Genomic DNA, 18642 nt, shown 5'->3' on the forward strand with positions numbered 1-18642 from the left:
TTATCGGCGTTAAGGGCTTTGACCTGGTCGAGGGCGGTCTGCTGCGTCTTCTCTGCCGCGGCGAGCCGGTTAGCCAGCGTCTGCTTATCGGCGTTAAGGACTTTGACCTGATCAAGGGCGGTCTGCTGCGTCTTTTCTGCCGCGGCGAGCCGGTTAACCAGCGACTGCTTATCGGCGTTAAGGGCTTTGACCTGGTCGAGGGCGGTCTGCTGCGTCTTCTCTGTCGCGGCGAGCCGGTTTGTCAGCGACTGCTTATCGGCGTTAAGGGCTTTGACCTGGTCGAAGGCGGTCTGCTGCGTCTTCTCTGCCGCGGCGAGCCGGTTTGTCAGCGACTGCTTATCGGCGTTAAGGGCTTTAACCTGGTCGAGGGCGGTCTGCTGCGTCTTCTCTGCCGCGGCGAGCCGGTTAGCCAGCGACTGCTTATCGGCGTTAAGGGCTTTGAGCTGCTCGAGAGCGGTCTGCTTCTCTTTTTCCATCACGGCCAGCCGGGTGGTTAACGACTGCTTGTCGGCGGCGAGGGCTTTTGCGTGGTCAGGAGCGGCCTGCTGCACTTTTTCCATCGCGGCCAACCGGGTAGCGAGCGTCTGTTTATCCGTATTCAGAGCGGTGAGGCTGGCGCTGAGCCGTTTATTTTCAGCTTCGGCTTTCTGAAGCTGTGACGTTAATTGTTGGATCTGCTGCAGCGCGGCGGCCTGATTTTGCTGCAGAATAGTATTCTGGGCTGTACTTTCTTTTTTAATTAACGCCTCATTTTTCGCGGTGGCGGCGGTTAAGGCGACCTGTAATTCTTTTATTTTGTTATTTAATGCCGCTTGCTCATTCGCGATGGAGGTTTCGGTGGCCGGAGTGTTAGCAAGCTGTTTTTTTAATTGCTGAATAGTTTTATCTTTTTGCTCAATGGTCGCCTGCTGGCTGGCGATTCTTTTTTGCAATTGTGCGGTATCAGGCGTCTTTTTTTTATTATCCGCATTTTGACGACCGCCTGACGTTTGCTTTGCGGTTGCAGTATCGCTTTTTTCATGCGCCTGGGTTTGCTGCTGGGCGTAGTCAAGAAACGCCGGCGCGGCGCCGGCGAAGAACGGTGTTGAAAGCGCCAGCGCCGCGACGAGCATCAGCAGGGGCGCGTTGAGGGTCAGCGTGGCGGCTCTGTTCATGGCTGTTTGCTTTCACCCCGCTGTACCAGGCTATCGATCAGCGTTTTCTGAATATCGGCGCACAATTTGATGGATTTAAACTGATACATGGAGTCAATGCCAAGCCGGGTGGGATCCGCCACTTTCTCGCGCACGCTGTTATATTGTGACGCCGCACGCACTAAGGCATTGAAGTCATTGCTGAGTTTGGTTGCCTGCTGTGGGTTAACCTCTTTTAGCGAGTCCAGCGCCTGTCGGCAGGATTCAATGCGCGCTTGTTCGCTGGCCGCGCGCTCCTGCTCTGCCTGCTGCTGCGACGTTAGCGGGGTGGTGAGCGGTTTTACCTGCTGGCGAGGGGCGGTATTGCTACAGCCGGCTAATAACATAGCGGCAAGTGGAATAATACGAAGAGTCAGCGAGATATTCACAATTTCAGTCCATGAAGTAGATATATTTTCAACGGATTCTAAAAGGCTGCTTTTTATTTTGCAATATATCATCTGGGATATTTTATTGTTTTTATCTGGCAGGGCTGTTAGTACGGGTTTAATTTATTTATTGGCTTGATATATTGCGAGGTAGATAAAATTTATTTTGTATAAAATAATAATGGTAAATACTAAAGGCGGGTGAGTCGGGGAAAAGCGCGGCGCGTTGCCGCCCGCGCGGGAAATTATTTGACGTAAGCCAGCAGGCTAAGTGAATCGCGGGCCAGCGCTTTACATTTTTTCGCCGTCGGAAGGTTAATGCCGCTGAGATCGCGATAGCTGTCTTCGCCAAGCGCTTTCATGTTGTAGCTGTCGTAGTTGCTCAGGTCCCATTGGTTCTGCTGGGCAAAGAACACCAGGGCGCGACGGATCTGCGTGTTGGGCAGGTTCTGGTAGCCACAGTCGTTTTTCAGAAACACAAAAACCGCGGTTAAATCAGCCATGTCTTCCGCTTCGGATTCGCTGAGCGCGTAGCTGTTGGCGGAGAGAGTAAGCAGGCTGCCGAGTACCATTGTTCTGAAAAGCGTCTTCATTTTTTCTACCGTTAGATCACCGACGCTTCAAATTAGCATACTTCTTTACACAGCGCCGATCTTTATTCTCACTCTTCTGCTTGACCTTCCCGTTACGGTAGGGTTTAAGCTCAAATATTCGCCCGCAGAATAAAAGGATGTGAATATGCAACGTCGAGACTTCCTCAAACTGACCGCCGCGGTCAGCATGGCCAGCGCGTTACCGCTTTGGAGCCGTGCGGTCTTTGCAGCCAGTCGCCCGGCCCTGCCGGTACCGTCGCTGTTGACGGCCGATGCGCGCAACCGTATCGAGCTGACCATCCAGGCGGGCAAAACGCAATTTGGCGGGATGAACGCCACCACATGGGGGTATAACGGCTCGCTGCTGGGGCCCGCGCTGCAGCTGACGCAGGGGAAGACCATCACGGTGGACATTACTAACCAGCTGGCAGAAGAGACCACGCTGCACTGGCATGGTTTGGAGGTCCCGGGCGAGGTCGACGGGGGACCGCAGGGGGTTATCGCCCCGGGCTCCACTCGGACGGTGAGCTTCACGCCAACGCAACGGGCGGCCACCTGCTGGTTTCACCCCCATCAGCACGGGACCACCGGTCGGCAGGTGGCGATGGGGCTGGCGGGGCTGGTGCTGATCGAAGATGAAGAGAGCGGACGCCTGCTGTTGCCGAAGCAGTGGGGAATCGATGATGTACCGGTTATCGTACAGGACAAGAAGTTTACCGCCGCTGGCGAAATTGATTATCAGCTGGATGTCATGAGCGCCGCCGTCGGCTGGTTTGGCGATACGCTGTTGACCAATGGCGCTCTCTATCCTGAACATGCCGCCCCGCGCGGCTGGCTACGTCTGCGCTTGCTGAACGGCTGTAATGCCCGTTCCCTCAATTTTGCGACCAGTGATAAGCGCCCGCTGTACGTGGTGGCCAGCGACGGCGGTCTGCTGGCGGAGCCGGTGAAGGTCAATGAACTGCCGGTCTTGATGGGGGAGCGTTTTGAGGTGCTGGTGGACACCAGCGACGGTAAACCTTTTGATCTGGTGACCCTGCCGGTGAGCCAGATGGGCATGGCCATTGCGCCTTTCGATAAACCACAGCCGGTACTGCGCGTCCAGCCGCTGGTTATTCCTGCCTCCGGTAAGCTGCTGGATACCCTGGCCGCTCTGCCGGCGCTACCGTCCCTGACGGGGCTGACGCAGCGTCAGCTCCAGCTGTCGATGGATCCGATGCTTGACAGGATGGGCATGCAGGCGCTGATGGAGAAATATGGCGATCAGGCGATGGCCGGAATGGATCACGGCATGATGGGGCACGGCGGGATGGGCGACATGGGGAGTATGCACCACGGCGACATGAGCAACATGAACCACGGGTCCGGCATGAATCATGGTATGTCGTCGGCTAAGGGGTTTGATTTCCATAACGCCAACCGCATCAACGGCAAAGCCTTCGACATGAATGTGCCGATGTTTGCCGCCGCCAGAGGAGAGTATGAACGCTGGGTCATCTCCGGCAAGGGCGACATGATGCTGCATCCGTTCCACATTCACGGCACCCAGTTCCGCATCCTTAGCGAAAACGGCAAGCCGCCAGCGGCGCATCGTAGCGGCTGGAAAGACACCGTTCGTGTGGAAGGGGACGTGAGTGAAGTATTAGTGAAGTTTGATCATCCGGCGCCGAAGGAGTTTGCCTATATGGCCCACTGCCACCTGCTGGAACATGAAGACACCGGGATGATGTTGGGGTTCACGGTTTAGGGCGGTATAGCCCTGGCGCGTGGAAATAGGGGATCAAGACAAAAAAAACGGCAACTTTCGTTGCCGTTTTGCGTTTTATTTCGCCTCATCCGGGAGCGCATAGGCGACAATATAATCGCCCATTTTGGTACCGAACGAGCCGTGACCGCCGGCAGAGATGACAACATACTGTTTGCCATTCACTTCGTAAGTCATCGGAGTCGCCTGGCCGCCGGCTGGCAGACGGGCTTCCCACAGTTTCTCACCATTGCTCATATTGTACGCGCGCAGGTAGTTATCCGCGGTCGCGCCGATGAACAGGACGTTACCCGCCGTGGAGATCGGCCCACCCAGCATCGGCATACCCATGGTGAACGGCAGTTTAACCGGCATCGGGAACGGCAGGCTATCCTGCGGAGTACCGATACGTTTTTTCCATACCACTTCGTTGGTTTTTAGATCCAGCGCGGAGATATAGCCCCATGCCGGCTGTTTGCACGGCAGGCCGAACGGCGACAGGAACGGGTTCAGGGTGACGCCGTAAGGGACACCGTACTGCGGCTGCACGCCGGACTCGGTGCCTGAGCCTTTCGCATCTTTCGGCGGTTCCATTGGGTTGCCCGGGCCGCGTGGGATCAGTTTAGAGACGAACGGCAGCGCCATTGGGTTGGCGATAGCCACCTGACGGTTCGGATCGACGGAGATACCGCCCCATTCAAACATCCCCAGGTTACCCGGGAAGACGAGGGTGCCCTGCTCAGACGGCGGGGTAAAGATACCTTCATAGCGCATCTGGTGGAAAATCACGCGGCACACCAGCTGGTCGAACATGGTGGCGCCCCACATGTCCGCGCCGGTCAGATCTTTCTTCGGACGGAAGCTCAGATCGGAGAAGGGCTGGGTTTTGGCCACATAATCGCCTTTGGCGGCGCCCTGCGGGACCGGTTTTTCCGGGGCCGGGACCACCAGCTCGCCGTTACGACGATCCAGCACGAAGATGTTGCCGGTTTTCGCCGGAGCATAGATGACCGGCACGGTTTTGCCATTGACTTCAATGTCAGCCAGCGTCGGCTGAGAAGGCATGTCCATATCCCACAGGTCGTGGTGGACGGTCTGGTAGCTCCAGGCCAGTTTACCGGTGGTGGCGTTCAGCGCGACAATCGAGCTGGCATAGCGCTCTTGCTCCGGCGTGCGGTTGCCGCCCCAGATATCCGGAGTGGTCACGCCCATCGGCAGATAGACAAGATCCAGTTTGGCGTCGTAGGCGGCAGGCGCCCAGGAGTTCGGTGAGTTGAGCGTGAAGTGATGCTCATCGCTTGGGATGGCGTTCGGATCTTTCGCGCCTGGATCGAAGGCCCACAGCAGTTTCCCGGTATTCACATCAAAACCGCGGATCACGCCTGACGGCTCACGGGTAGAGAAGTTATCGGTGACTGCGCCGGCAATTACGATGGTCTTATCGGTGATAATCGGCGGGGAAGTGGGTTCATACATGCCCGGCGTGGTCACTGGCATGTTGGTCTGCAGGTTGAGAATACCTTTGTTGGCAAAAGTTTCGCACAGCTTACCGTTGTCGGCGTTTACTGCGAACAGGCGACCATCGTTCACCGGCAGGATAATGCGGCGCGGACAGTCGGCCACGACGTCAGCAGGGGCGTTATCCGCTTTCGCTTCGTGATACGAGACACCGCGGCAGGTGACGTGCTGGAATGACGGGTCGGCGTTCAGCTGCGGGTCAAAATGCCATTTCTCTTTACCGGTGGCGGCGTCAAGCGCGAACAGGCGCTGATGGGCGGTACACAGGAAGAGCGTGTCGCCGACTTTAATCGGTGTCACTTCGTTAGTGATTTCACCCGGATCGTTCGGCTGTTTCAGGTCGCCGGTGCGGAACACCCAGGCTTCCTTCAGGTTCTTCACGTTGTCGGCGTTAATCTGCTTCAGCGGGGAGAAGCGCTGACCTTCCTGGTTGCGGCCATAGGCCGGCCAGTCGCCGTCGGCAACGTTGGAGATCGGCGCGGCCGGGGTGGCGTCGGCGCTCAGGGTGCCGTTGATCTCCTGCGGGTCGTTAAAACCAGCCCAGGTCAGCATGCCGCCGCTGATCAGCAGGGCGACGACCAGCGCGCCTACGGCGCCAGCGGAAGGCACCGGCAGACGACGCCAGACAAAAGGCAGGATCAGCCAGATACCAAAGAAGACGAGGATGTCGCTACGCGGCGTCAGCGCCCAGAAGTCGAAGCCGACTTCCCAGACGCCCCAGATCATGGTCGCCAGCAGCAGTGCGGCGTACAGCCACAGCGCAGCGCGCTTGCCGCGCAGCAGCATCACGGTCACGCCCAGCATCACCAGACCGGCGATGGGGTAGTACCAGGAGCCGCCAAGCACGACCAGCCATGCTCCGCCGATTAAAAGATAGAGGCCGCAGAACGCTGCAAATAGCGCAGTCAGCGTCACCAGGAGCCTTGATTGTTGAGACTTTGTTTCAGCCATAGAAAGTTACTCATGTGTTTGTTAATTTTTTAACTGCAATTAATTATAGGATTTAACAAGTGTGATCGGAATCACAAATATGGCTTTATTAATCCCTGCACCGCAGATTTCTTTTTGCTGGTATACTGGATGGCTTGCCGGTCATCGTCGGGGCGAAAGCAGCGGCTTTGATGATTTATATTTAGAATCAAATGGTTAGTCTTATGAAACATACTGTAGAAGTGATGATCCCGGAATCCGAGATCAAAGCGCGCATCGCGGAACTGGGTCGTCAAATCAACGAACATTATCAGGACAGCGGCAGCGAAATGGTGCTGGTGGGGCTGCTGCGCGGCTCGTTTATGTTCATGGCCGACCTGTGCCGTGAAGTGCAGGTGCCGCATGAAGTCGATTTTATGACCGCCTCGAGCTACGGCAGCGGCATGTCCACCACCCGTGATGTGAAAATCCTCAAAGATCTGGACGAAGACATCCGTGGTAAAGACGTACTGATCGTGGAAGACATCATCGACTCCGGCAATACCCTGTCTAAAGTGCGTGAGATCCTCAGTCTGCGCGAGCCGAAGTCGCTGGCCATTTGTACGCTGCTGGATAAACCAAGCCGCCGTGAAGTGAATGTCCCGGTTGAGTTCGTCGGTTTCGCCATTCCGGACGAGTTCGTGGTGGGCTACGGTATCGACTACGCTCAGCGCTACCGCCATCTGCCGTATATCGGCAAAGTCACCCTGCTGGACGAGTAAGGGAATATTCCACTCAGGCGCGCGCCGCTCGCGCCTGAGCGGCTAAGTCTGAAGGCTATTTGTGGTTGATGTGCTTGATCTTGAGGTTGGAGATCCCGTGGCGATAGCGCTGTTCGAGGGTTTCCCTGCTCACGGCGGTCACATCCAGATCGCGCAGCAGTCCGTCGTGAATCCCGTATGCCCAGCCGTGGATGGTGACTTTCTGTCCGCGCTTCCACGCCGATTGCATAATCGTCGAATGTCCCAGGTTGTATACCTGCTCCATCACGTTCAGTTCACAAAGGGTATCCAGACGGCGCTCCTCCGGCATTTCCCCCAGCAGCGAGCTGTGTTTAAACCAGATATCGCGGATATGCAGCAGCCAGTTGTCGATGAGCCCCAGCTCCGGGTTCTCCACCGCCGCCTGCACGCCGCCGCAGCCGTAGTGGCCGCAGATAATGATGTGCTCAACTTCAAGGACATCGACGGCATACTGTACCACCGACAGGCAGTTGAGGTCGGTGTGGATCACCAGATTCGCCACGTTACGATGCACAAACAGTTCGCCTGGCTCCAGGCCGGTGAGTCGCTCAGCGGGAACGCGGCTGTCAGAACAGCCAATCCACAGGAAGCGCGGTTTCTGCGTTTGCGACAGTTTCTCAAAAAAGCCGGGGTCCTCTTCCACCAGCATTTTTGACCATAGTGCATTGTTGCTGATGAGTGTATCTATATCATTCATGGACGTTATCGGCCTGTAACCAAGTAAGTGCGTTGCGCTAATATAGGGTAAGCTCACCTTTTTTAAAACCATCTTAACCCGTGATACTTCAGGCTGCAGATGCGCTGGCCGCGCGAGTACAGCGCAAACGTCAGTCAGGCGGGTTAATGACGTGTCATGACACGAGAAGAGATATTTAATGACCATTGCTCTGGAATTAAAACAGCTCAAAAAAACCTACCCCGGCGGGGTTCAGGCACTGCGGGGAATCGACCTGCAGGTTGAAGCGGGGGATTTCTATGCCCTGCTGGGCCCGAACGGGGCGGGAAAATCCACGACGATCGGCATCATCAGCTCGCTGGTGAACAAAACCTCCGGTCAGGTCAATGTCTTTGGCTACGATCTGGAGAAAGATGTCGTCAACGCCAAGCGCCAGCTTGGCCTGGTGCCGCAGGAGTTTAACTTTAACCCGTTCGAGACCGTGCAGCAGATCGTCGTTAACCAGGCGGGCTACTACGGCGTTGAGCGTAAAGAAGCCATCGCCCGCAGCGAAAAGTACTTAAAACAGCTCGATCTATGGGAAAAACGCAGTGAACGCGCGCGGATGCTCTCCGGCGGGATGAAGCGCCGCCTGATGATCGCTCGCGCGTTGATGCATGAGCCGAAGCTGCTGATCCTCGACGAGCCGACCGCCGGCGTCGATATCGAACTCCGCCGCTCGATGTGGGGCTTCCTCAAGGATCTCAACGATCGCGGAACCACCATTATTCTGACCACCCACTATCTCGAAGAGGCCGAAATGCTGTGCCGCAACATCGGCATCATCCAGCACGGTACCCTGGTGGAAAATACCTCGATGAAAGCGCTGCTGTCGAAGCTGAAGTCAGAGACCTTTATTCTCGACCTCGCGCCAAAAAGCCCGGTGCCGAAGCTCGAGGGCTACCAGTATCAGCTGGTCGATACCTCGACGCTGGAAGTGGAGGTCCTGCGCGAGCAGGGGATTAACAGCGTCTTCGCGCAGCTGAGCGCCCAGGGGGTGCAGGTACTGAGTATGCGTAACAAAGCCAACCGTCTGGAAGAGCTGTTTGTCACCCTGGTGCATGAGCGAAAAGGAGAGTCAGCATGATGCAGCTTTATTGGGTCGCGCTGAAAAGCATCTGGACCAAAGAGATCCACCGTTTTATGCGCATCTGGGTGCAGACGCTGGTGCCGCCGGTGATCACCATGACCCTGTACTTCGTGATTTTCGGCAACCTGATCGGCTCGCGCATCGGCGAGATGCATGGCTTTACCTATATGCAGTTTATCGTGCCGGGCCTGATCATGATGGCGGTGATCACCAACGCTTACGCCAACGTCGCCTCGTCGTTCTTCAGCGCCAAGTTTCAGCGCAACATTGAGGAGCTGCTGGTGGCGCCGGTGCCGACGCACGTGATTATCGCCGGCTATGTGGGCGGCGGGGTGGCGCGCGGGCTGTGCGTGGGCATCCTGGTGACCGCGGTGTCGCTGTTCTTTGTGCCGTTCCAGGTTCACTCCTGGCTGTTTGTCGCCCTGACGCTGCTCCTTACCGCGGTGCTGTTCTCGCTGGCCGGGCTGCTGAACGCGGTGTTTGCCAAGACCTTCGATGACATCAGCCTGATCCCGACCTTTGTGCTGACGCCGCTGACCTATCTCGGCGGGGTGTTCTACTCGCTGACCCTGCTGCCGCCGTTCTGGCAGGGGCTGTCGCATCTGAACCCCATCGTCTACATGATCAGCGGTTTCCGCTTCGGCTTCCTCGGTATCAACGATGTGCCGCTGGTGACCACCTTTGCGGTGCTGGTGGTCTTCATCGTCGCCTTCTATCTCCTCTGCTGGTCGTTAATCCAGCGCGGCCGCGGCCTGCGTAGCTGATACTCATCACGGTTAGCGCTTCCGGACGCCAATACGCGAAGCGCTAACCGCTTATCTTTGACCGCCATCACCGATACGCCATCTTCCCCTTGCTACATTGTTGGCTGGCTAAGGAGGGAAGCATGCTTGGTTGGGTCATTACCTGCCACGATGAGCTGGCGCAGGAGATGCTGGATCGTCTTGAACAAAAATTTGGTCCACTGGCCCAGTGCCGGGCGGTCAATTACTGGCGCAATCTCAGCAGCAATATGTTGAGCCGGATGATGTGCGATGCGCTGCATGCCACCGACTCCGGGGACGGGGTCATTTTCCTTACCGACAGAACCGGCGCGGCGCCTTATCGGGCCGCGGCGCTGATGAGCCACAAACATACCCACTGCGAAGTGATCTCCGGCGTCAGCTATTCATTACTTGAGCGAATGTATCTGCTGCGGAATACGTTAAGCAGCGAGGCGTTTCGCCAGGCTATCGTCAGCGCGGGCGGTCCGATGGTGAGCAGCCTGTGGCATCAGCAGCAGAAGAACCCCCCGTTCCGGTTGCGTCATGATACCTTTGGAAATTAAGCAGCGGGACAGATGCCGCTTTTGTTACAATAACCGCCGTTGATGGTTTACCGGTTCGATGCGCATGCTTGCCCGATTTTTTACTCTGCTTCTTTTACTGACCTCACTCAGCGCCTCCGCCAGTCTGCTTAGCCAGCAGGGCAAGCCTGTGCGCTATATGCAAACCACCGAAGACGCGGTTATCTGGGCGCAGGTGGGGAACCATGTGGTCAGCGTCGGCAATGTGCGTGCCGGGCAAATCCTCGCGGTTGTCCCGACGGCGGCTGATTACTATGAGTTTCGCTTCGGCTTCGGCACCGGGTTTATTGACAAGGGCCATCTGGAGCCAGTGCAGGGTAAGCAGCGGGTGGAGGACCGTCTTGGGGATCTCAATAAGCCGCTGAGTAATCAGAATTTACTCACCTGGAAAGATACGCCGCTCTATGACGCTCCCTCAGTGAGCAGCGCGCCGTTCGGCACGCTGGCCAATAATCTGCGCTATCCGATCCTCAGCAAGCTGAAGGACCGGCTCAATCAGACCTGGTTTCAGATCCGCATTGGCGACCGGCTGGCGTGGGTCAGCAGTCTGGATGCGCAGGAGGATAACGGGATCCCCGTGCTGACCTATCACCATATTCTGCGTGACGAAGAGAACACCCGTTTCCGCCATACCTCGACCACCACCTCGGTACGCGCCTTTAATAACCAGATGACCTGGCTGCGGGATCAGGGTTATACCACGCTGACCCTCTATCAGCTGGAAGGCTACGTGCGCAATAAAATCAACCTTCCGGCGCGGGCAGTCGCCATCACCTTCGATGACGGCTTGAAATCGGTAAATCGCTACGCCTATCCGGTGCTGAAACAGTATGGCTTCCACGCCACCGCCTTTATTATTTCATCGCGTATTAAGCGTCATCCGCAGCAATGGGATCCGAAATCGCTGCAGTTCATGAGCATTTCTGAGCTCCGGCAGATCCAGGACGTCTTTGACATTCAGTCGCATACCCACTTTCTCCACCGGGTGGACGCCAGCCGGCGGCCGATCTTATTCAGCCGCAACTACCATAATATTCTGTTTGATTTTGCCCGCTCGCGTCGGGCGCTGAGCCAGTTTAATCCACATGTGCTCTACCTTTCCTATCCCTTCGGCGGCTATAACGCCACGGCGGTGCAGGCGGCGAATGACGCCGGGTTTCATATGGCGGTGACGACGGTGCGTGGGAAGGTGAAGCCGGGGGACAATCCGTTTCTGCTAAAGCGGTTATATATCTTACGCACGGATTCGCTGGAGACGATGTCGCGGCTGATCAGTAACCAGCCGCAGGGGTAAACTTCGGCGCTGCACCTGAGTGCGGCGCCGTGGTCATCAGGCGACCTGCACCGGAATCGCTTTTGCCTGGCGCTTCATTTCGTTGTCGCCTTCGAAGTAGGCGATGTTGGGCTGCCAGCGGCGCGCCTCTTCGTCAGACATGGTGACGAAGCTGGCGATGATCAGGATATCGCCGACGCTGGCGCAGTGCGCGGCGGCGCCGTTAACGGAGATGATTCTGGAGCCTCGCTCGGCGGCAATGGCGTAGGTGGAGAAACGGTTGCCGTTGGTGACGTTCCAGAGGTGAATGGTTTCATTCTCCAGAATACCGGCCGCATCCAGGAAGTCCTGGTCAATGGCGCAGGAACCTTCATAGTGCAGGTCAGCCTGCGTCACTTTTACGCGGTGGAGCTTGCCCTGCAGCATATTACGCATCATAACTTCTACCCTTCAACCTTAATGTAGCAGAGCGGACACGACGTCCGCCCTGAGAAAAGCCCGGGCAAGTATTGCCCGATTTTTACCCGCTGTCTACTGACCGAGCGTGACGATCTGGTTGTCGATCAGGCGGGCCTGACCGAGCCAGGCGGCCATCAGGATGACCGCGCGCTGGCTGGCGTCGGTCAGTTCAAGCAGGGTGTCGGCATCGCGGATCTGAATGTCGTCGGCGCGGAAACCTTTCTCGTTCAGCTCCTGTTCGGCGATAGCGATGATCTCGTCGAGCTGACGGTCGCCGGCGGCCAGTTTTTCCGCCACCGCGCTCAGCACTTTATACAGGCCGGGAGCGATTTTGCGCTGGTCGGCTGTCAGGTAGCCGTTACGCGAGCTTAGCGCCAGGCCATCCTTCGCGCGGACGATCGGCACGCCGATAATATCGATATCGTAGCCCATGTCGGCAACCATCTTGCGGATCAGCGCCAGCTGCTGGAAGTCTTTCTCGCCAAAGCAAGCGACGTCAGGCTGAACCAGGTTAAACAGCTTACTGACGATGGTCGATACGCCGCGGAAATGGCCCGGGCGGCTGGCGCCTTCCAGCATGGTGGACAGGCCGGGGACGTCGACGTAGGTCTGGCCTTCGGTGCCCTGCGGGTAGACTTCCGCCGGCGTCGGCGCGAAGACAAAATCGACATGACGCTTGTTCAGCTTTTCACAATCATCCTGTAGGGTGCGCGGGTAGCGCGCCAGGTCATCGGCGCGGTCAAACTGCATCGGATTGACGAAAATACTGACCACCACCACGTCCGCGCTGGCTTTGGCTTCATCAACCAGCTTCATATGACCATCATGCAGGTTGCCCATCGTCGGGACCAGCGCGATACGCTTGCCTTCCTGACGCAGACGGCGGATATGCTGACGCAGCAGCAGCACGGATTCTATAATCAGCACAACAAGACTCCTTAATGGAAACTGTGTTCTTCGCCCGGATAGACCCCGGATTCAACTTCGGCAATATACTGCCGCACCGCGGCGCGGATGTCGCCCGCCTCGGCAAGGAAATTCTTGGCAAATTTCGGAATGTGGCCGCCGGTAATGCCGAAAGCGTCATGCATCACCAGGATCTGCCCATCGGTGACGTTGCCCGCGCCGATGCCGATCACCGGAATGGTCAGGGCTTCGGTGATGCGTTTCGCCAGGGCGACCGGGACGCACTCCAGCACCAGCAGTTGCGCGCCTGCCGCTTCCAGCGCTAACGCGTCTTCAAACAGGGTCTGCGCCGCATCGCCGCGTCCCTGCACTTTATAGCCACCGAAGACGTTCACCGACTGCGGCGTCAGGCCGAGATGGCCGCAAACCGGCACCGCGCGTTCCGCCAGCATCTTCACGGTCTCGGCCAGCCAGGCGCCGCCTTCGAGTTTGACCATATTGGCGCCAGCGCGCATCACGACGGCGGCATTTTCGAAGGCCTGCTCCGGCGTGGCGTAGGCCATAAACGGCAGGTCGGCGAGCAGCAGGCTGTTCGGCGCGCCGCGGCGGACGGCGCGGGTGTGATAGGCGATATCTTCTACGGTGACCGGCAGGGTGGAGTCGTGACCCTGCACCGTCATTCCCAGCGAGTCGCCCACCAGCAGCACATTAATGCCTTCATCGGCGAACAGCTTCGCGAAGCTATGGTCGTAGGCGGTAATGGTGGCAAAGCGCTTCTTTTCCTGTTTGCATTTCTGCAGCAGGGCAATGGTGGTCGGTTTCATAACATTTCCTGATGATGAAAGTCATATTAACCGGCATTCTAACAGCAGCATTCAGAGGGGCAATGATTTTGGGCAACCGATTACGACGATCGCCGCAAATGCTAAAAAAGGAGAGGGAATTACCAGATAGCGGGCTTTGCCGCGCCGAGATCATCCAGCACGGCGCGCAGCGCCATGCCGTCAGGAAAGTGGAGGTCCGGGGCGATCTCGAACAGCGGCCAGAGCATAAAGCCGCGGTTTCTCATATCGTAGTGCGGAACGGTCAGGCGCTCGCTGTTAATGACCGCATCGCCAAACAGCATAATGTCGAGATCGAGGGTGCGCGGCCCCCAGCGTTCGGCTTTGCGCACCCGACCCTGCTGCAGCTCAATGCGCTGGGTGTGATCGAGCAGCGCCTCAGGGGACAGCGTGGTTTCCAGCGCGACGGCGGCGTTGAGATAGTCTGGCTGATCCTGCGGGCCCAGCGGCGGCGTGCGGTAGAACGAAGAGACGTTCACCACGCGGCTGTGCGGTATTTCGCCCAGGGCGTGGATAGCCGCCTGCACCTGCGCCAGTGGCGAAGCGAGGTTACTGCCGAGGGCGATATAGGCCAGGGTCATGCGTTACCCTGGCGTGGCGCGCGCTTGCGCGGACGGCGGTGGCGACGGCGCGGCGCCGGATCGTCCCCGAGGTCGTTGAGCATATCTTTTTGCGCCGGCGGCGCGGCGACCTGGAATTCGCCCCACCATTTGGTCAGACGCTGCAGTTCGCCGTTGTTTTCAGCGCCAGCGCGTAGCTCCAGCAGATCGTAGGCGGCGCGGAATTTCGGATGCTCCATCAGCTTCCAGGCGCGTTTGCCCTGGCGACGGGACATGCGCAGCTGCAGCTGCCAGATATCGCGGATCAGGGTGGTGATGCGCTTAGGGATCGCCAGCGTACGGCAGGCTTCGTCCAGTACGTCGTTCATCGCCAGGGCGAAGGCGTCATAGTATGCCAGTCCGCTCTCCTGGGCGATTTTCTGCGCCGTCTCCAGCAGCGGATACCAGAACATCACTGCGAACAGGAAGGCCGGATTGACGCGCATGTCGTTACGAATGCGGGTATCGGTGTTCTTCAGCACCTGGTTGATGATCCGCTCCATCGGGCTATCGCCGCGCTCGGTAAAGTAGCGGGTGATGGTCGGGAACAGCGGCTGGAACAGGTTGTATTCCCGCAGCAGCAGGTAGGTCTGATAGCCATGCCCGGCCTGCAGCAGCTTGAGCACTTCTTCGAACAGGCGCGCCGGCGGCACGTCGTGGAGCAGGGCGGCCAGCCGCGGCAGCGGTTCGGCCGTTTCCGGACTGATGGTCATATCCAGCTTGGCGGCGAAGCGCACCGCGCGCAGCATGCGTACCGGATCCTCGCGATAGCGGGTTTCCGGATTGCCGATCAGGCGGATCACGCCGTCCTGCAGATCCTTCATGCCGCCGACGTAGTCGCGAACGGTAAAGTCCGCCACGCTGTAATAGAGGCTGTTGATGGTGAAGTCGCGACGCTGGGCGTCCTCTTCGATCGAGCCGAAGATATTATCACGCAGCAGCATGCCGTTCTGGCCCCGCTGGGAGGTGACGCGATCGGTAGTGTGCCCTTCGTGATGGCCACGGAAGGTAGCGACCTCAATAATTTCCGGCCCGAACATGACGTGCGCGAGGCGGAAACGGCGCCCGACCAGACGGCAGTTGCGGAACAGCTTGCGCACCTGATCCGGCGTGGCGTTGGTCGTGACGTCAAAATCTTTTGGCTTTTTGCCAAGCAGCAGGTCGCGGACGCCGCCGCCGACCAGCCAGGACTCGTAGCCCGCCTTGTTGAGGCGGTACATGACCTTGAGGGCGTTTTCACTGATATCTTTGCGGGAAATAGCATGCTGCTCACGCGGGATCACCGTCATAGGCGTTGGTTCGACGGCGGCTTCTGCCTCGCGCTCCTCACGGCTTAGCACCTTACGGCAAAAATTAGCGACTCGGGTAAAAATGGTGCACCTCGTAGTGTCAGACGGACTTCAGATCAACTGTACAGTGTAAAAATAGCGGCTAATCATAGCTCAGCGGGAGCCATTTGAGAATGCTCGATTTTCGCCGGCTGCCAGTTGGCGACGGCCTGGGCGAGTAAATCATCGATGCTCAGGGCCTGCCACTCCCCGGCGATCTCCTGATTCAGAAAGCGGAGCGCCCGGACGATTTCGGGGCGCGGATCGCCTTCCGGCAGCGCCGGCGCGTGGTTTTGTTTAGAGAGCTTATTGCCGTCGGCATTGAGGGCCAGCGGCAGATGGAGGTAGTCCGGTGCCTGCCAGCCAAAATGCTGATACAGCGAAATCTGCCGCACCGTCGGCTCAATCAGATCGGCGCCGCGGACGATCTCGGTGATCCCCTGAAAGTGGTCATCGACCACCACCGCCAGGTTGTAGGCAAACAGTCCATCGCGACGGTGGATAATAAAATCTTCTCGCGCCAGCGGCTCGTTGGCGACCAGCGTGCCGCGCAGGCGGTCGGTGAACTGCAGAACCGGACGGGTCTGGCGCAGACGCAGCGCGGCGTTTTCCGCCCCCAGCCCAAGGTCGCGGCAGTGACCATCATAGATCCCGCCTACGGCGTGGATACGCGCGCGGGTGCAGGTGCAGTAGTAGCTCAGCCCTTGCTCGCTCAGCCAGGCCAGCGCCTCGCGGTAGGCTTCGTGCCGTTGCGACTGCCAGATCACCTCGCCGTCCCAGTGCAGACCGTAGTGGTCGAGCTGGCGCAGGATGGTGTCGGCGGCCCCGGGGACTTCGCGCGGCGGGTCGATATCTTCAATACGAACGCGCCAGATACCCTGGTTCGCGCGGGCCTGCAGGTAGCTGCCGAGCGCGGCGATCAGAGAGCCGAAGTGGAGTTCGCCGGAGGGGGAGGGAGCAAAGCGCCCTATATAGCGTGAGTCAGTCATGGTACGGACAACAGAACCAGGCGGGAGAGACTCCCGCCAGAGAGTGAGGCAGCAGGGGATTAGCCCGCCATCTGTTTTTCGCGAATTTCCGCCAGGGTTTTGCAGTCAATGCACAGATCCGCTGTCGGACGCGCTTCCAGACGGCGAATGCCGATCTCCACGCCGCAGGATTCGCAGTAGCCGAAGTCTTCGTCTTCAACTTTTTTCAGCGTTTTCTCGATCTTTTTGATCAGTTTACGTTCGCGGTCGCGGTTACGCAGCTCCAGGCTGAACTCTTCTTCCTGGGCGGCACGGTCTACCGGGTCCGGGAAGTTAGCAGCTTCATCCTGCATGTGCGATACGGTGCGATCCACTTCATCCCTGAGTTGATTACGCCATGCTTCAAGAATACGCTTGAAGTGCGCCAGCTGGGCTTCGTTCATATACTCTTCGCCCGGTTTCTCTTGGTACGGCTCCACCCCAGCGATGGCGAGAATACTCAGGGACGATGTTTTACGGTTTTGCCCTTCTTGCATGTTGCTTCTCCTTAACACGCACTATCGATCCCCATGTGGGGGAAAATCAGGCCGCTATAAATAGCAGATGCTTTTCCGGATAGCAATTATCTAAACGTTACACTTGACAACCCTGTGAAGAAAAGCGTATTCGCGCTTGCGACCCGAACACTATTTAGCCACTTATTTACCGGGGTTTAACACCACGGCGATCGGCTTATTCAGAGTCATCCTCGTCGTAGAAAGTTCCGCTTTCCAGGCGAGAATTTCCACCCCCTTGTCGCGGGCTTCTGTTAACAGCTGTGCGTATCTGGCATCAATATGATGCGCGGGAGAGAAACGGTCAATTGCCGAATGCAGGACGGCAAATAAAATCACCGCGCGGTCGCCATTTGCCGCGACGGCCATCAGCTCCCGCAGGTGCTTCTGTCCGCGCATAGTCACCGCATCAGGAAAATAACCGTATTCTTTCTCCGCCAACGTAACCGATTTCACTTCAATATAGCAGTTTTGGCGATCATCTGCCTGTAACATAATATCGATACGGCTATTCTCAGCGCCATATTTCACTTCGCTTTTCAGCTGGTTATAGCCTGAAAGTTCAGGGATTATTCCGGCGGAAATTGCTTCTTTCGCCAGCGTATTCGCGCGCAGCGTGTTGACGCAAATAACGGCGCCCTGCTGCGTTTCAGTTAATTCCCAGGTATGGGCATATTTGCGCTTCGCATTGTCAGAAGTGGAATACCAGACGGTGTCGCCCGGGACGGCGCAGCCGGTCATGGCACCGGTATTTGGGCAGTGGAGCGTCAATTCGCGGCCATCGGGGGTCACCACGTCGGCAAGAAAACGTTTGTAACGTTTAAGCAAAATGGCGGGTTGCAACGGCGGATCAAACTGCATCAATTTTCCTTATCAAACGGATAATGTTCCAGCGCCGTGTAGCGCGTGCGCCCGCGGCTAAAGCTGGATTCATAGAGCACGAACTCGTTCACCGGAAACGTCCAGCGAAAGCCGGGCGGCGGGATCGGCACCGCCTGACGGGCATCGCGCCACAGGGTAATGTGCGGATGAAACGGCTGCGGACTCTGATAGCAGCCGCTGCGCGCCGCCTGAGCGCGCAGCATACTGGCAAGCTGCAGCAGGCCGCGCGGTGGCTGACGGGTCCCGAGCCAGACCACCCGCGAACGCAGCCACTGTCCGGCATCGTCCAGCGTCAGGGTAAAGCCCGGCTGCTGGAGGCGGCCGGCGAGGGCAGACAGCGCCCGCTGTTTTTCCGCGCTCACCTCGCCGAGAAACGCCAGCGTCAGATGAAGGTTATCCGCCGCGACGGGCCTGCCGGCATCCTCAGGGAAGTGCGTTGCCCGCCACTGGACAATCTGTTTGCGGACGGCAGGCGGCAGTTCAATCGCAAAAAACAGCCTTTTCGGCTCAGACATGATAGAGACTCGGTAATGAATTAGGGGGATGCTACAAT

Annotated in this window: 20 protein-coding genes and 1 pseudogene; 7 read left to right on the forward strand and 14 right to left on the reverse strand. The window is 57.9% G+C overall.

Going from position 1 to position 18642, the window contains the following annotated elements; all coding sequences use genetic code 11:
• Window positions 1–254: 254 nt before the first annotated feature.
• From ABLU73_RS19840 to ABLU73_RS19850, 3 genes and pseudogenes are all read right to left on the reverse strand, one after another.
• Window positions 255–476: pseudogene (locus tag ABLU73_RS19840) on the reverse strand (peptidylprolyl isomerase); the annotation flags it as partial.
• Window positions 477–1150: 674 nt separating this feature from the next.
• On the reverse strand, window positions 1151–1561 hold the full coding sequence (locus tag ABLU73_RS19845) for a hypothetical protein (protein WP_023292003.1): 411 nt from the start codon (window positions 1559–1561) through the stop codon (window positions 1151–1153).
• A 245-nt stretch (window positions 1562–1806) separates the two neighbouring features.
• Entirely contained in the window at window positions 1807–2154 is a 348-nt protein-coding gene (locus ABLU73_RS19850) for a YacC family pilotin-like protein (protein ID WP_004204381.1), read from the reverse strand.
• 145 nt (window positions 2155–2299) lie between these two features.
• Between ABLU73_RS19850 and cueO the strand changes: the two genes are divergently transcribed.
• Complete coding sequence (gene cueO, locus ABLU73_RS19855) at window positions 2300–3901, forward strand: multicopper oxidase CueO (protein ID WP_064189484.1); 1602 nt, start codon at window positions 2300–2302, stop codon at window positions 3899–3901.
• 75 nt (window positions 3902–3976) lie between these two features.
• Here the strand turns inward: cueO and ABLU73_RS19860 are convergent, their stop codons facing one another.
• Window positions 3977–6367 carry a glucose/quinate/shikimate family membrane-bound PQQ-dependent dehydrogenase gene (locus ABLU73_RS19860; RefSeq protein WP_023319745.1) on the reverse strand — a complete coding sequence of 797 codons (2391 nt, stop codon included), beginning with the start codon at window positions 6365–6367 and terminating at the stop codon, window positions 3977–3979.
• A 79-nt stretch (window positions 6368–6446) separates the two neighbouring features.
• On the opposite strand from ABLU73_RS19860, the gene ABLU73_RS19865 reads away from it, so the two are divergent.
• Together ABLU73_RS19865 and hpt are read left to right on the forward strand one after the other, a co-directional pair.
• Window positions 6447–6566 carry a hypothetical protein gene (locus ABLU73_RS19865; protein ID WP_032426021.1) on the forward strand — a complete coding sequence of 40 codons (120 nt, stop codon included), beginning with the start codon at window positions 6447–6449 and terminating at the stop codon, window positions 6564–6566.
• 4 nt (window positions 6567–6570) lie between these two features.
• Window positions 6571–7107, forward strand: a complete 537-nt coding sequence (gene hpt, locus ABLU73_RS19870) for a hypoxanthine phosphoribosyltransferase (protein WP_004204384.1) — start codon at window positions 6571–6573, stop codon at window positions 7105–7107.
• Between the two features lie 55 nt (window positions 7108–7162).
• Here the strand turns inward: hpt and can are convergent, their stop codons facing one another.
• Window positions 7163–7825: a carbonate dehydratase gene (can, locus tag ABLU73_RS19875; protein WP_004204385.1), complete on the reverse strand. Its 663-nt coding sequence runs from the start codon at window positions 7823–7825 to the stop codon at window positions 7163–7165.
• A gap of 178 nt (window positions 7826–8003) precedes the next feature.
• On the opposite strand from can, the gene ABLU73_RS19880 reads away from it, so the two are divergent.
• The 4 genes from ABLU73_RS19880 to ABLU73_RS19895 all read left to right on the forward strand — a co-directional run bounded on the left by ABLU73_RS19880 (window position 8004) and on the right by ABLU73_RS19895 (window position 11572).
• On the forward strand, window positions 8004–8930 hold the full coding sequence (locus ABLU73_RS19880) for an ABC transporter ATP-binding protein (protein WP_004204387.1): 927 nt from the start codon (window positions 8004–8006) through the stop codon (window positions 8928–8930).
• Window positions 8927–9697, forward strand: a complete 771-nt coding sequence (locus ABLU73_RS19885) for an ABC transporter permease (RefSeq protein ID WP_004204389.1) — start codon at window positions 8927–8929, stop codon at window positions 9695–9697. The genes ABLU73_RS19880 and ABLU73_RS19885 overlap by 4 nt, the downstream gene beginning before the upstream one ends.
• Before the next feature lie 122 nt (window positions 9698–9819).
• Window positions 9820–10260: a PTS sugar transporter subunit IIA gene (locus tag ABLU73_RS19890; RefSeq protein WP_004204391.1), complete on the forward strand. Its 441-nt coding sequence runs from the start codon at window positions 9820–9822 to the stop codon at window positions 10258–10260.
• A 58-nt stretch (window positions 10261–10318) separates the two neighbouring features.
• Window positions 10319–11572 (forward strand): polysaccharide deacetylase family protein, encoded by a 1254-nt coding sequence (locus ABLU73_RS19895; RefSeq protein ID WP_017901163.1) that lies wholly within the window; start codon window positions 10319–10321, stop codon window positions 11570–11572.
• A 36-nt stretch (window positions 11573–11608) separates the two neighbouring features.
• Here the strand turns inward: ABLU73_RS19895 and panD are convergent, their stop codons facing one another.
• The 9 genes from panD to thpR all read right to left on the reverse strand — a co-directional run bounded on the left by panD (window position 11609) and on the right by thpR (window position 18604).
• Window positions 11609–11989 carry an aspartate 1-decarboxylase gene (gene panD / locus ABLU73_RS19900; protein WP_004204397.1) on the reverse strand — a complete coding sequence of 127 codons (381 nt, stop codon included), beginning with the start codon at window positions 11987–11989 and terminating at the stop codon, window positions 11609–11611.
• A gap of 93 nt (window positions 11990–12082) precedes the next feature.
• Window positions 12083–12937, reverse strand: coding sequence for a pantoate--beta-alanine ligase (panC, locus tag ABLU73_RS19905; RefSeq protein WP_004204399.1), 855 nt, complete (start codon window positions 12935–12937; stop codon window positions 12083–12085).
• Window positions 12938–12948: 11 nt separating this feature from the next.
• Entirely contained in the window at window positions 12949–13740 is a 792-nt protein-coding gene (gene panB / locus ABLU73_RS19910) for a 3-methyl-2-oxobutanoate hydroxymethyltransferase (protein WP_004204400.1), read from the reverse strand.
• Between the two features lie 119 nt (window positions 13741–13859).
• Entirely contained in the window at window positions 13860–14339 is a 480-nt protein-coding gene (folK, locus tag ABLU73_RS19915) for a 2-amino-4-hydroxy-6-hydroxymethyldihydropteridine diphosphokinase (RefSeq protein WP_023319748.1), read from the reverse strand.
• Window positions 14336–15730 carry a polynucleotide adenylyltransferase PcnB gene (gene pcnB / locus ABLU73_RS19920; protein ID WP_071592560.1) on the reverse strand — a complete coding sequence of 465 codons (1395 nt, stop codon included), beginning with the start codon at window positions 15728–15730 and terminating at the stop codon, window positions 14336–14338. The genes folK and pcnB overlap by 4 nt, the downstream gene beginning before the upstream one ends.
• Before the next feature lie 62 nt (window positions 15731–15792).
• Window positions 15793–16674, reverse strand: coding sequence for a tRNA glutamyl-Q(34) synthetase GluQRS (gene gluQRS / locus ABLU73_RS19925; protein ID WP_043521996.1), 882 nt, complete (start codon window positions 16672–16674; stop codon window positions 15793–15795).
• 59 nt (window positions 16675–16733) lie between these two features.
• Complete coding sequence (gene dksA / locus ABLU73_RS19930) at window positions 16734–17189, reverse strand: RNA polymerase-binding protein DksA (RefSeq protein ID WP_002888845.1); 456 nt, start codon at window positions 17187–17189, stop codon at window positions 16734–16736.
• A 162-nt stretch (window positions 17190–17351) separates the two neighbouring features.
• Window positions 17352–18068 (reverse strand): DNA/RNA nuclease SfsA, encoded by a 717-nt coding sequence (gene sfsA / locus ABLU73_RS19935; RefSeq protein ID WP_004204404.1) that lies wholly within the window; start codon window positions 18066–18068, stop codon window positions 17352–17354.
• Entirely contained in the window at window positions 18068–18604 is a 537-nt protein-coding gene (gene thpR, locus ABLU73_RS19940) for an RNA 2',3'-cyclic phosphodiesterase (protein WP_004204405.1), read from the reverse strand. The genes sfsA and thpR overlap by 1 nt, the downstream gene beginning before the upstream one ends.
• Window positions 18605–18642: the final 38 nt, after the last annotated feature.

Origin of the sequence: Klebsiella sp. GG_Kp175 (assembly GCF_040062325.1) — a bacterium.
Classification (GTDB): Bacteria; Pseudomonadota; Gammaproteobacteria; order Enterobacterales; family Enterobacteriaceae; genus Klebsiella; species Klebsiella quasipneumoniae.